We start from the raw sequence: 12,502 nt of genomic DNA, 5'->3' as shown, positions 1-12,502 counted from the left end.
TCATGCCGCGTCGCCGCGCGTGTCGGCGGCGGGCATACCGGCTGCGGGCGTACCGGCGGCAGGCGTGGCGCGCGTCTCGCGCATCACGCACAGCGTCGCGACGGTCACGAGGCCGAGCGCGATGAGGAACAGCGATACGGGCCACGACGCGTGATAGCGCGCGAGCAGCGCGGTCGCGATCAGCGGCGACATCCCGCCGGCGAAGATCGACGCGACTTCATGACCGAGCGCGACGCCCGAGTAGCGCACCTCGGTGCTGAACAGCTCGCCGACCAGCGCGGGCAGCGTGCCGATCATCGCGCCGTGGCTCACCGCCGTGCCGATCGTCAGCGCGAGCCACACGAGCGGCGTCGCGCGCGTGTCGAGCAGCCAGAAGAACGGAAACGCGCAGGCGACGAGGCTCAGCGCGCCGATCAGGTACACGGGTTTGCGGCCGATCCGGTCGGACAGGCGGCCCCACGCGAGCATCGCCCCCATTTCGACGATCATCGCGATCATCACGCCGGTCAGCATCACGCCGTTCGGGATGCCGACGTATTTGCCGTAGACGAGCGAGAACGCGAGGAAGATGTACGCGCCGCCGTTTTCGGCGACGCGCAGCCCCATCGCGAGCAGGATTTCCTTCGGATGACGGCGGATGCACTCGACGATCGGCAAATGCGTGTGCGCGCCGCGCTTGCCGGCCTGCTCGTAGTCGCGGCTTTCCGGCAGGTGGCGGCGGATATAGATGCCGATCGCGAAGATCGCGATGCTCGCGAGGAACGGCAGCCGCCAGCCCCAGGTGCGGAACGCGTCGTCCGGCAGCGCCTGCGCGGCGAGGAACGCGGCCGACGACAGCACGAAGCCGCCGCCCACGCCGAGCTGGCTCCACGCCGCGTAGTAGCCGCGCTGCTCGGGCGGCGCGTTCTCGCTGATCATCAGCACGCCGCCGCCCCATTCGCCGCCGGACGCGATGCCCTGCAGCAGCCGCAGCACGACGAGCGCCGCGGGTGCCCACAGCCCGACCTGCGCGTAGGTCGGCAGCAGGCCGATCGCGAACGTCGACGCGCCCATGATCAGCAGCGTCCACACGAGCGACGCCTTGCGCCCGTAACGGTCGCCGACATGGCCGAACACGATCCCGCCGAGCGGCCGCGCGACGAAGCCGAGCGCGAACGCCGCGAACGCGGCGAGGCTGCCCGCGAGCGGCGACGCGCCGGGCGGAAAGAACACGTGGCCGAACACGAGCGCGGCGGCCGTGCCGTAGACGAAGAAGTCGTACCACTCCATCGCGTTGCCGGCGACGGAGGCGATGACGATCCGGCGCAGTTGCCGGTCGGCGAGCGGCCGGGCGGCGCTCGGGGATTGCACGGTGTCGGTCGGGTACATGGCGAACTCTGAAGGGGGACGAACGCGTGCCGTCTCTGGAGAGCGCATGCGGCACTGCGGGCTAGTGTTGTCGGCACCGCCGCCCCGGTCAAATCCACAGAAAAAGGGGAGTGTCATCACTCCCGCTGATGATGGTCTGCGCGTTACGGCGCGCTGTCCTGCAGCAGCGCGATCATCCGCTGCGCGAGCGGCGGCACGTACGCGCCCGCGCGGTGCATCGCGCCGATGCGGCGGTCCAGTTCGAGTTCGCCGGCCCGCAGGTCGAGCGCGCGCAGCCCGCTCACCTGGTCGAGCGCATCGGCGCCGCCGACGCACAGCAGCGGCGTGCCGCGCAACAGTTGCAGTAGCGACGTATTGCCGAAATCGGTCTCGATGCGCAGGCGCGGCGCGGGCAGCCCGCGCGCGCGGAACGCGCCGTCGATCCGGTGCCGCACGGGAATCGTCGCTTCCGGCAGCAGCCATTCCTGGTCGGCGAGATCCGCGAGCGTGAGCCCGCGCTTGCGCTGCAGCGGGTGCGCGGCGTCGGCCAGCACCGTCAGGCGATCGTCGAACAGCGCGATGGTTTCGAGTCCGGCGTCCTGCTGCTGCGGCTCGGGCGCGATGACGAGATCGAGCTCGCCGGCCGCGAGCAGGTCGAGCAGTTCGCGCGCAAGCCGGCAGCGCAACCGCAGTCGCGCGGCCGGCCGTTCACGGATCAGTTGCCGGCACGCACCGAGCACGAACGCGGTGGGCACGGTCGGCGAGTAGCCGATCCGCACCAGGCCCTGTTCGCCGCCGCGGATCGCGCGCATCTCCTGCATCGCGTCATCGAACTCGAGCGCGATCCGCTGCGCGCGCGCGACGAAGCGTGCGCCGGCAGGCGTCGGCGTCATCCCGTTCGCGGTGCGCTCGAACAGCGTCACGCCGACTTGCGCCTCCAGCCGCTGCACGGCTTTCGTCAGCGCCGGCTGCGACAACCCCAGCGCCTCCGCGGCTTTGCCGATGCTGCCGTGCCGCTCCACGGCCAGCAGGTACTCCAGATCGCGCGTGTCCATGGGGGGGATTCCTGTCGGTTATGACTTTATAGCCGTTGATGCATTGTGGTGATGCCTCGGCATCTTACAGACTGGGGGCACTGTTCGACCAGGAGAATCGTTTTGAGCTTCGCCTATTTCCTGCGGCGCGCGGCCCGCTACTGGGGCAGCCAGCCCGCCGTGATCCACCGCGACCGCGCCGTCACTTACCGCCAGCTGGACGAGCGTTCGACGCGGCTCGCGAATGCGCTGCGCGGCCTCGGCTTCGCGCGCGGCGCGCGCATCGCCGTGCAGTCGCGCAACTGCATCGAACTCGTCGAGATCGAGTGCGCGCTGTACAAGGCCGGCCTCGTGAAGGCTGCACTGAACCCGCGCTTCACGGCGGCCGAGGCCGCCGACGTCGTCGGCAACTGCACGCCCGTCGCGTTCATCGGCGGCCGCGGCTATACGGACTACACGCCTGAGTCGCCGGGCTTCGCGTCGATCGAGCGGTTCGTGTCGCTCGGCGGCGCGGTCGGCGGCTATCTCGACTACGAAACGCTGCTCGCGAAGGGCGGTGATACGCCGCCCGACTACACGCCGGCACCGGACGACCTCGCGGTGCTGCACTTCTCGTCCGGCTCGACCGGGCGCATCAAGGCCGCGATGCAGAGCTACGGCAACCGGCTCGCGTCGCTGCGCAAGATCGTGCTCGGGATGGACCGCCCCGCGCAGCCCGGCGATCGGCTCGCACTGATCGGGCCGATCACGCACGCGTCGGGGATGCTGATGCAGCCGTACCTGTTCTGCGGCGCGACGCTCGTGCTGTTCGATGCGTTCGAACCCGCGCACTTCCTCGCCGAAGTCGCGCGCCAGCGCATTACGCACACGTTCATGGTGCCGGCGATGGTGAACATGCTGCTGAACGTGCCGGAGCTCGCGCAGGCCGATCTGCGCAGCCTGAAGATGCTCGGCTACGGCGCGGCGCCGATGGCGCCGGCGCGTATCGAGGAAGCATGGGCGCGCATTGGCCCCGTGCTGTCGCAGGGCTATGGCGCGAGCGAATCGACGTCGGGCGTCACGCGGCTCGGCATCGCCGATCACGCGTATGCGCTGCTGCACGACCGCGAGCGACTCGCGTCGTGCGGCCGGCCGCTCGGCGAGACCGAGGTGCGCGTGATCGACGCCGACGGGCACGAAGTCGAAGGCGACGCGATCGGCGAGATCGTGATTCGAGGCGCGGACGTGTTCCAGGGCTACTGGAACGCGCCGGAGCTGACGCGCGAGGTGCTGATCGATGGCTGGCTGCACACGGGCGACCTCGCGCGCACCGATCGCGACGGCTTCATCTACCTGGTCGACCGCAAGCACGACATGATCATTTCGGGCGGCTTCAACGTGTATCCGACCGAAGTCGAAGCGGCGCTGTACCAGCATGAAGACGTGCTTGAAGTGTGCGTCGTCGGCGTGCCGGACGACAAGTGGGGCGAGGCCGTGAAGGCCGTCGTCGTGCTGCGTTCCGGCCGCAGCGCGCAAGCGGCCGATCTCGTCGCGCACTGCCGCGCGCGGCTTGCCGATTACAAGCTGCCGCGCTCCATCGATTTCGTCGCGGAACTACCGAAGAACGCGAGCGGCAAGATCGCCCGCAAGCTCGTGCGCGAGCCGTACTGGCGCGGTGTCACGCGCCGCGTCAACTGAAGGAGACCGCGATGTTCGATCATCTGCAACGTCCCGAATTCGTCGCGCTGCGCGCGGCCGTGCTGCGCTTCGTCGATGACGAACTGCGCCCGATCGAGCGCGAGCTCGGGCTCGACTCGGAAGACGTGTGGCCGCGCGACGTGCTGCGCCGCGTATGGCAACGCTCGGCCGCGCTCGGCTTCTATACCGCGAGCCTGCCCGTCGAGATCGGCGGCCAGGGGCTGTCGATCGCAGAGGTGTGCGCGCTGAAGGCCGACCTGGCCGCATGCGGCGCGGCGCTCGCGCCGCACGTGCTCGGTGAACTCGGCGGCCCGCCGCGTATCGGCAACATGCTGAAGTACGCGACGGCCACGCAACTCGAGCGCTATTTCAAGCCGGTGATGCGTGGCGAGAAATCGACGTGCTTCGCGCTGACCGAGCCGCACTCGGGCTCGGACGCGATGAGCATTCGCACCACGGCGGTCGAGGACGGCGATTCGCTCGTCATCAACGGCACGAAGCACTACATCAGCGGCGCGCCGTTCGCCGATTTCGCGATCGTGATGTGCGTGACCGATGCGGCCGCGACGCCGCCGCAGATCACGGCCGTGCTGGTCGATCTCGACCTGCCGGGCGTGAGCGTCGAGCACGAGTACGTGCCGATGTCCGGCCAGCACATCGATGCGGACATCCGCTTCGTCGATGTGCGCGTGCCGCGCGAGAACGTGTTCGGCGGCATCGGCAACGGTTTCCGGCTCGGCATGTCGCGCATCAACGTGAACCGGCTGCTGCATTGCCCGACGATGCTCGGCCTCGCGATGTCGGCCTACCAGGCGTCGCTCGATTACGCGCGCACGCGCCGGCAGTTCGGCGGCCCGATCGCGCGGTTCCAGGCGATCCAGCACATGCTGGCCGACATGGCCGCCGCGTTGTGGGCATGCGAAAGCATGATCGCGCATACGGCCGCGCTCGCCGATGCGGGTGCCGACCTGCGGATGACGGCTGCCGCATGCAAGCTGTACGTGTCGGAGCGCTGCTTCGAAGTCGCGGACAAGGCCGTGCAGATTCACGGCAATGTCGGCGTCACGCGTGGCCATCCCGTCGAGCAGACGTTCCGCAAGCTGCGGATGTTCCGGATCCTGACCGGCACCAGCGAGATCCAGCGCAACACGATCGCGAAGGCGATTCTCGAGCCGGCCGCCGCGGAGGCCCGCGCATGACGGCGCGCGAGGACGCACGCGGCGTCTGGCCCGCCGGCGACGGCGACGCGCCCGCCTGGTCGTGCCTGCGCGGCGTGCGGATCGTCGACGCCGGACAGTTGCTGCCGGGGCCGCATGCGTGCGCGTTGCTGCGCCAGCTCGGCGCCGACGTGATCAAGGTCGAGCCGCCGGGCGGTGACGCGTTGCGGCAGTTCGGCGCCGACACGTTCGCGCAGTTCAATCGCGGCAAGCGCTCGATCGTGCTCGACCTGAAGACCCCGGCCGGCCGGGCGAGCTTTCTCGATCTCGTGCGCGACGCCGATGCGGTGGTCGAAGGCAACCGGCCCGGCGTGATGGCGCGGCTCGGGCTGGGCTACGACACGCTGGTGCGCGCGAACCCGCGCGTCGTGCTGTGCTCGATCACCGGCTACGGGCAGGACGGCCCGTATGCGAACCGTCCCGGTCACGACCTGAACTTTCTTGCCGATGCCGGCTACTGGTCGATTCCCGCGCAGCTCCACGACACCGTGGCGCGCCCGCGTGTGCGGCTGGCCGATCACGCGGCCGCGCTGCACGCGGCGCTCGCGCTTGCGGTCGCCGTGATGAGCGCGCGTGCGAGCGGGCTTGGCCAGCATCTCGACGTGTCGATCCACGACGCGATTTTCGCGTGGACCGCGCCGGCCGCGTGGGCGCTGCGCACAGGCCGCGATACGACGGACACCGCACGCTGGGTGATGCCCGACAACGACCTGTTCGAAACCGCGGATGGCCGGCACATTGTGCTCGCGACGCTCGAGGACAAGTTCTGGGTCGCGTTCACCGATGCGCTCGGCGACGCAATTCCGGCACTGCGCGACCCACGCTACGCGCGACGCGCGGGCCGGCAGCAGCATCGGCACGCGCTTGGCGCGCTGTTGCGCGCGACCTTCGCGACGCGCACGCAGGACGACTGGATGCGCGTGCTCGGCGCGCTCGGGCTGCCCGTGTCGCGCGTGACCGACGCGGGCGCGGTATTCGACGATCCGCACGTGCGTGCACGCGGCGTGGCACGCGAGGTGGCGGCGGACCATACGCTCGCGGTGCGCTTCCCGGTGAAGTTTTCGCTGGGCCTGCGGGACGGCGACGACCGTGTGCCGGCGTTTGGCGAGCACGGCGGCGGGTAGCGCGACGCACCCGCCGCCCACGATAACGAAACAGGAGACAGCCATGACGAATGGTGCGCAGTACCGCCCCGGACGGGCGTGGTCCATCGCGACGATGCTCGCGCTGATGATGCTGGTGAATTTTCTCGACAAGGTCGTGCTCGGCCTCGTGTCGGTGCCGATGATGCGCGACCTGCATCTGAGCCCGACGCAGTTCGGCGTGATCGGCGGCAGCCTCAACTGGCTGTTCGCCGTGGCGGCGGTCGCGGGCGGCATCGCCGCGAACCGCTGGCCCGCGAAATGGCTGCTGTTGGCGATGGCGGCTGCGTGGGCGCTGCTGCAGCTGCCGATGCTTGCCGCGAGCTCGATCTGGGTCGTCATCGGGTGCCGTGTGCTGCTCGGCATCGGCGAAGGGCCCGCGTCGCCGGTCGCGACGCACGCGATCTACAAGTGGTTTCCCGATACGCGGCGCAATCTCCCGGTCGCGCTGCTGCACCAGGGCAGCGCGCTCGGCCTGCTGATCGCGGGGCTCGCGATTCCGGTCATCACGACGCACTGGGGCTGGCGCGCGAACTTCGCGGTGCTCGCGCTGCTCGGGGCGGTGTGGTGCATCGCGTGGGCGGTGGTCGGCGAGGAGGGCGCGCTGTCGCGCAACCCGCGCACGGCCGGTGGCGAGCGCGTGCCGTACGGACGACTGCTGACCGACCGCACGGTGCTCGGCAACTTCCTCGGCCATTTCGCGGCGAACTGGATTCTCGCGATGACACTCACGTGGATGCCGACCTACCTGCAGCTCGGGCTCGGCTTCGGGGCCCACGAGGCCGGGCGCATGTTCGCACTGTTCGTCGTGGTCACGTCGCCGCTCAGTCTCGCGCTGGCATGGCTGTCACAGACGCTGCTCGCGCGCGGCATGCCGTCGCGGCACGGGCGCGGCACGTTCATCGCGGTCACGCTGGCGATCGCCGGCGCGATGCTGGCCATGCTGCCGGTGCCGGAGCTGCCGCGCGCGGCGAAGCTCGCATTGCTGACGCTCGGCAGCGGGCTGACGCTGACGATGTACTCGATCGGCCCCGCGATGCTCGCCGAAGTGACGCCGGACGCGCAGCGCGGCGGCGTGCTCGCGCTCAGCAACGGTTTCGCGTCGCTCGCAGGCCTTGGCGCGCCCGTCATTACCGGGATGCTGATCGAGGCGAGCGGTGCGTCGGTCGCGCGCGGCTTCGAGCAGGCGAGCATCGTGTGCGGCGTCGTGCTGATCGCATGCGGCGTGCTCGGCGCCTGGTGCCTCGATCCGCAGCGTTCGCTGCGGCGCCTCGCGGGCGAGACGGAGCGCGCCGCGCCGCCGGTCGGCGCGTGCGGCCGTTAGCGCCTGCCGGGCATTTCGCATCGCATTCGGCGTACGGCCCGCCAGTCGGGCCGCGGCGCCTTTCGACGGGAAGCAGTACCACGATACGCCGCGCGACGACGCGGCAGGAGGAGACATGAAGAAGATGATCGCGGCGGCGCTGATTGGCGCGCTGTGCGGGAGCGCGCACGCTCAGTCGAGCGTGACGCTGTTCGGCCGGATCGGCGGCGGTGTGCGCTGGGTCAACGGGCTGCCGGGCGGCAGCCAGGTCGGGTTCAACAACAACATCATCGCGGGCAACGAGTTCGGCATTCGCGGCAAGGAGGATCTGGGCGGCGGGCTGAGGGCGCTGTTCGTGCTCGACAGCGCGTTCAACAGCGGCACCGGGGCGCTGAAAACGTCCGGCACGCTCTTTTCGCAGGCCGCGTATGTCGGCCTGGCCGGCGATTTCGGCCGCCTGACGCTCGGCCGCCAGTTCAACGCCGCGGAAGACCTCGGCATCGCGCTCGATCCGCTTAATGGGCGCGGTCAATCGCTCGCGGTCGAACCGGGCGTGCTGTTCGACGGCAACTTCTTCACGCTCGACTCGCGTTTCAACAACACGATCAAGTATCTCGGGCAGGTGGGCGGCCTGCGCTTCGGCGCGAATTATTCGCCGGGCGGCGTCGCCGGCAGTTCGCACGCAGGCACCAGCTATTCGACGGCCGCGATGTACACGTATTCGGACCTGATGGGTGGGGTGTCGTATGCGAAGACGTACAGCCCGGACGGCTCGCAGTCGGCGCAGACGATCCAGGCGGGCGGCACGCTGCAGCTCGGCCGTGCGCGCTTCTACCTGAGCTATGCGTCGCTGAACGTGCGCGCGAACAAGGCCGGCGCACCATCGCGGCGCGACGATATCCCGTCGTTCGGCGTCGTCGTTCAGCCGCTGCCGACGGTGCAGTTGAGCGCGGCCGCGTTCTACGACCGCGCACGCAATCTCGGCAACGTAAGAGGCGCGGACGGTCACAAGCTGACGACCTACGCGATTGCCGAGTACTTCCTGTCGAAGCGCACCGAGCTGTACGTCGAGGTCGATCGCAACGGCATGACCGGCGCATACATGCGTGACCCGGCGACGATCGCGGCGCTGAACCTGCGGCGCGGCGCGAGCGCGACGACCGGCGTGTCAGTCGGTCTGATGACGCAGTTCTGAGTTGTCCTTTCCACGTTTTTCAGGAGTGTGATTCGATCATGCGTACTTCATCCCGACTGATTGCGGCGCTGCTGACGGCGGCATGCTGGACCGTCGCCGCCCACGCACAATCCGACGCCGCCAGCACGACGGTCCCGGCATCGGCGCAGGCAGCCGTGCAGGCATCGCCGCCGGCCCTTGCGTCGGACAGCCTGTCGCCGGCGCAGCGCAAGGCGGCCGACCGCAAGCTGAAGCGGCGCGTCAGCACGGCGCTTGCGCGCACGAAGAACCTGAACGTCACGCGCATCCTCGTGCGGGTGCGCGACGGCGCCGTGACACTCAGCGGCTCGGTCACGGATACGAACCAGGCGAATCTCGCGGCGGCGGTTGCACGGCGCGTCGACGGGGTCGCATCGGTGTCTAACCTGCTGCGCATCGATGGCGAGCAGCCGTGATCGCCGGGCACAAGGTCGTTTTCCTTTCACTACGAGACATGATTCGATGCGAATTCACCGATGCTTTACCGCGGCCCGGCGCACTCGCCGGATGGTCGACATCTTCGTGCTGGCCGGCGGGCTCGCGCTCGTCGCGATCGCGCCCGCCGCGCCCGCCGCAACCGATGCCGTCATGCCCGGCATGATGCAGGGCTTTCCGCCGCCGGCCGACCAGGTCGTCAACAAGGCGAACGCATTCACGCCGGCGCGCTTGCGCTGGGCATTGCGCAACACGCGGCTGCTCGCGCCGACGGCCGGCATCCGGCATGCGGCCGTGCCGATGCCGCTCCCGGAACAACCGGCGCCCGGTCTCGATGCGCTGCCCGTGACGATCGGCGGCGAGACGCTGACGCTCGACGCGTATCTGCACGCGACGCATACCGACGGCTTCATCGTGCTGCAGCGCGGCCGGATCGTCTACGAGCGCTACTTCGACGGCTTCGGGCCCGACCAGACGCACGCATGGGCGTCGATGACGAAATCGGTGACGGGGCTGCTCGCCGCGCAGATGATCGAATCCGGCGTGCTCGATGCAGGCGTGCCGCTGTCGCGCACGGTGCCGGAACTGGCCGATACGCCGTTCGGCAGTGCAACGCTGCAGCAGAACCTGGACATGGAAGTACCCACGGCGTACGCACCGGGCATCCCGCCGGATCTCGGCCTGTTCGGCGCGGTCGGGCTGGTGCCGCGCCACGAAGGTGCGCCGGCCAGCATCGCCGACTTCCTGCTGACCGTGCGGCGCGTGCCGGACGCGGTGCCGGGCGGCGCCTGGTTCTACCAGAACGGGTCGCCGGAAGCCGTCGCGTGGGCGATGCAGCGCGCGACCGGGCAGTCGTGGAGCGCGCTGGTCGAGCGGTGGATGTGGCGCGATTTCGCGGAAGACGATGCGTACGTCGCGGTGGACCGCAATGCGATGGCGATGGCCAGCGGCGGGTTGTACACGACGCTGCGCGATGCCGCGCGCTTCGCGGAAAGCGTGCGCACCGGGCTCGGCGGCGCGCGAGGGACGCTGCCGGCCGCGACGATTCGTGCGGCGCTGCAGCCTGCGCACAACGCGGCTTTGTTCGCGAAGGGCAACGTGGTCCCCGGCAAGGACGGCTATGCGTATCGCGATTACTGGTACCAGGTGAACGACGGCGACGGGTCGTTCGCGGCGGCGGGGCGGTTCGGCCAGTCGATCCTCGTCAACCCCAAGACCGCCGTGACCATCGTCAAGTTCTCGTCGTCACCGGACTTCGCGCCGCGCGCGCTCGATGCACCGGGCGTAGCGACACGGCCGCGCGCGGCGCTCGAGCGCGGCGATGCGCTGAGCGCAGTGGCACACGCGGTCGCGGAGAAGCTGCGGTAACGCAGCCGCTCCCGCACCGGGTTACCGCTCGATCTGCCGGTTCCAGCGCGTATCCCACTGCGCACGGCGCGCGTTGATCGCCGCCCAGTCGACCACCGTCACCTTGCGCACGAGATCGTCGACGTTGCCGAGGCTTTGCTGCATCGCGGCGGGCATCTTCGCGAGGCGGTTGGTCGGGATCTGCTTGCCGGCCTCGGCGGCCTTCGTCTGCGCGGGCGCGGACAGCAGGAACTGCGCGAGCTTCTGCGCCAGCTGCGGATCCGGATTGTTCGCGACGACGCACAGGTCGACGAGCAGCAGCACCGGGCCTTCCTTCGGGTTCGCATATGCGACCGGAATGCCCTTGTCCTGCAGGTCGCCGACCCCGGTCGGCGTCAGCGGGAAGAGGCCGGCCTCGCCGGTCTGCACCATCTCGGAGATCTTCGCCGAGTTCGGGATGTACTCGACGACGTTCGGCCCGACCGTGCTCGCCCACTTGCTGAAGCCGGGCTCGACGTTCTGTTCGCTGCCGCCGAGCAGCCGGTTGATCGCGAGGAAGCCGTGCAGCCCGAACGTGCTGCTCGACGCCGACTGAAACACGACCTTGCCCTTGTATTTCGGGTCGGCGAAATCCATCCACGACGTCGGCGGCGCCCAGCCTTTGTCCGCGAACAGTTTCTTGTTGTACGCGATGCCGGTCATCCCGAGCTGCACGCCCGCGCCGACGTCGTCCTTCATCCGCGCGAACGGATACAGCTCCTTGAGCACCGGCGAATCGTCGAGCTTCTGGCACACGCCGAGACTGACCGCGCGCGCCATCACGCCGTCGTCGAGGAACGCGACGTGGATCTGCGGCTTGTTGCGGTTCGCCAGCAGCTTCGCGAGCACGTCCGACGACGTGCCGGGCACGACGACGACCTTCACGTTGTTCGCCTTCTCGAAGTCGGGTAGCACCTGGCTCGTATAGGCCTTTTCCATCGGCCCGCCGTTCATGCCGACGTAGATCGTCTTCGTTTGCGCGAACGCGGGCGCGGTGGCGCCGGCGACGCAGAGGGCGGCGGCCGCCGCGATCGTTCCGAACAGTTTCACTTGTGGGTCTCCTCTTGACGGAAAGGGGCGATCGGCGCGTGCGGTGCGAAGCGGCCGATCGAGAATGCTTCGAGTGGCGTGGCGGTTGCGCCGATCGTGACGAGCTCGGCGAGTACCTCGCCGACGCCCGGCGCGAGCAGGAAGCCGCCGCCGGAAAAGCCGAACGCATGCAACAGGTTCGGCGTCGTACGGCTCGCGCCGATGATCGGGTTGTGGTCGGGCGTGCAGCCTTCGACGCCGCTCCACGTGCGGATCAGCAGCGCATCGCGCAGCGCGGGCAACAGCGCGCACGCGTCGCGCATCACCGCGCGCGTCGTGTCGACCGACGGCTGGCCGAATTCGCCGTCGCCGCGGCCGCGCCCGCCGCCGATCACGCAGTTGCCGCGCGCGACCTGCCGCGCGTACACCCCGCCGCCGTACACGCCGAGGTTGTGCGTGATGAACGGCGGCAGCGGCTCGGTCACCCACATGTTCGGGTAGATCGGCTCCATCGGCACGGCTTCGCCGAAGCGTTCGGCGATGGTGTTCGCCCATGCGCCAGCCGAATTGATCAGCCACGTCGCCGTGCACGCGCGGCCACCCGCCTGAACGTGAAAGCGCATGCCGTCGTGCCGGGCGTCGTCGACTGCTGCGTGCTCGAACACGTCGGCGCCCGCCGCGCGGGCCGCACGCGCGAAGGGATCGGAAGAGCGTCGGGG

At 69.6% G+C, this 12,502-nt stretch carries 11 protein-coding genes; 7 read left to right on the top strand and 4 right to left on the bottom strand.

What is annotated here, in order from left to right:
- Window positions 1–1,368, bottom strand: a complete 1,368-nt coding sequence (locus F3J14_RS29885; protein WP_166726003.1) for an MFS transporter — start codon at window positions 1,366–1,368, stop codon at window positions 1–3.
- A 143-nt stretch (window positions 1,369–1,511) separates the two neighbouring features.
- On the bottom strand, window positions 1,512–2,402 hold the full coding sequence (locus tag F3J14_RS29880) for a LysR family transcriptional regulator (protein ID WP_166726002.1): 891 nt from the start codon (window positions 2,400–2,402) through the stop codon (window positions 1,512–1,514).
- A 102-nt stretch (window positions 2,403–2,504) separates the two neighbouring features.
- Here F3J14_RS29880 and F3J14_RS29875 point away from each other — a divergent pair, with 102 nt between their 5' ends.
- The 7 genes from F3J14_RS29875 to F3J14_RS29845 all read left to right on the top strand — a co-directional run bounded on the left by F3J14_RS29875 (window position 2,505) and on the right by F3J14_RS29845 (window position 10,736).
- Complete coding sequence (locus tag F3J14_RS29875; protein WP_166726001.1) at window positions 2,505–4,058, top strand: AMP-binding protein; 1,554 nt, start codon at window positions 2,505–2,507, stop codon at window positions 4,056–4,058.
- Window positions 4,059–4,069: 11 nt separating this feature from the next.
- Window positions 4,070–5,257 carry an acyl-CoA dehydrogenase family protein gene (locus F3J14_RS29870; RefSeq protein ID WP_166726000.1) on the top strand — a complete coding sequence of 396 codons (1,188 nt, stop codon included), beginning with the start codon at window positions 4,070–4,072 and terminating at the stop codon, window positions 5,255–5,257.
- The gene (locus F3J14_RS29865) at window positions 5,254–6,399 is read left to right on the top strand and encodes a CoA transferase (RefSeq protein ID WP_166725999.1); all 1,146 of its coding nucleotides are present in this window, start codon (window positions 5,254–5,256) and stop codon (window positions 6,397–6,399) included. Before F3J14_RS29870 ends, F3J14_RS29865 begins: the two co-directional genes overlap by 4 nt.
- Before the next feature lie 43 nt (window positions 6,400–6,442).
- Window positions 6,443–7,741 (top strand): MFS transporter, encoded by a 1,299-nt coding sequence (locus F3J14_RS29860; RefSeq protein WP_166725998.1) that lies wholly within the window; start codon window positions 6,443–6,445, stop codon window positions 7,739–7,741.
- A 115-nt stretch (window positions 7,742–7,856) separates the two neighbouring features.
- Complete coding sequence (locus F3J14_RS29855) at window positions 7,857–8,915, top strand: porin (protein ID WP_166725997.1); 1,059 nt, start codon at window positions 7,857–7,859, stop codon at window positions 8,913–8,915.
- 38 nt (window positions 8,916–8,953) lie between these two features.
- Window positions 8,954–9,349, top strand: a complete 396-nt coding sequence (locus F3J14_RS29850; RefSeq protein WP_166725996.1) for a BON domain-containing protein — start codon at window positions 8,954–8,956, stop codon at window positions 9,347–9,349.
- A gap of 46 nt (window positions 9,350–9,395) precedes the next feature.
- On the top strand, window positions 9,396–10,736 hold the full coding sequence (locus F3J14_RS29845) for a serine hydrolase (protein ID WP_166725995.1): 1,341 nt from the start codon (window positions 9,396–9,398) through the stop codon (window positions 10,734–10,736).
- A gap of 21 nt (window positions 10,737–10,757) precedes the next feature.
- Here F3J14_RS29845 and F3J14_RS29840 read toward each other — a convergent pair whose 3' ends face one another.
- On the bottom strand, window positions 10,758–11,804 hold the full coding sequence (locus tag F3J14_RS29840; RefSeq protein ID WP_166725994.1) for an ABC transporter substrate-binding protein: 1,047 nt from the start codon (window positions 11,802–11,804) through the stop codon (window positions 10,758–10,760).
- A partial coding sequence (locus tag F3J14_RS29835; RefSeq protein WP_166725993.1) for an FAD-binding oxidoreductase occupies window positions 11,801–12,502 on the bottom strand: 702 nt, incomplete at its 5' end. The genes F3J14_RS29840 and F3J14_RS29835, both read right to left, overlap by 4 nt.

The organism is Burkholderia sp. Tr-862 (assembly GCF_011753085.1).
Classification (GTDB): domain Bacteria; phylum Pseudomonadota; class Gammaproteobacteria; order Burkholderiales; family Burkholderiaceae; genus Burkholderia; species Burkholderia ambifaria.
Note: the sequence above shows the minus strand (reverse complement) of the source record. Positions and strands in the feature narration are given on the sequence as shown.

Coding starts and splice junctions, on each gene's coding strand:
- F3J14_RS29845 (WP_166725995.1), top strand. CDS start 9,396: ATGCGAATTCACCGATGCTTTACCGCGGCCCGGCGCACTCGCCGGATG.
- F3J14_RS29860 (WP_166725998.1), top strand. CDS start 6,443: ATGACGAATGGTGCGCAGTACCGCCCCGGACGGGCGTGGTCCATCGCG.
- F3J14_RS29850 (WP_166725996.1), top strand. CDS start 8,954: ATGCGTACTTCATCCCGACTGATTGCGGCGCTGCTGACGGCGGCATGC.
- F3J14_RS29855 (WP_166725997.1), top strand. CDS start 7,857: ATGAAGAAGATGATCGCGGCGGCGCTGATTGGCGCGCTGTGCGGGAGC.
- F3J14_RS29880 (WP_166726002.1), bottom strand. CDS start 2,402: ATGGACACGCGCGATCTGGAGTACCTGCTGGCCGTGGAGCGGCACGGC.
- F3J14_RS29870 (WP_166726000.1), top strand. CDS start 4,070: ATGTTCGATCATCTGCAACGTCCCGAATTCGTCGCGCTGCGCGCGGCC.
- F3J14_RS29865 (WP_166725999.1), top strand. CDS start 5,254: ATGACGGCGCGCGAGGACGCACGCGGCGTCTGGCCCGCCGGCGACGGC.
- F3J14_RS29885 (WP_166726003.1), bottom strand. CDS start 1,368: ATGTACCCGACCGACACCGTGCAATCCCCGAGCGCCGCCCGGCCGCTC.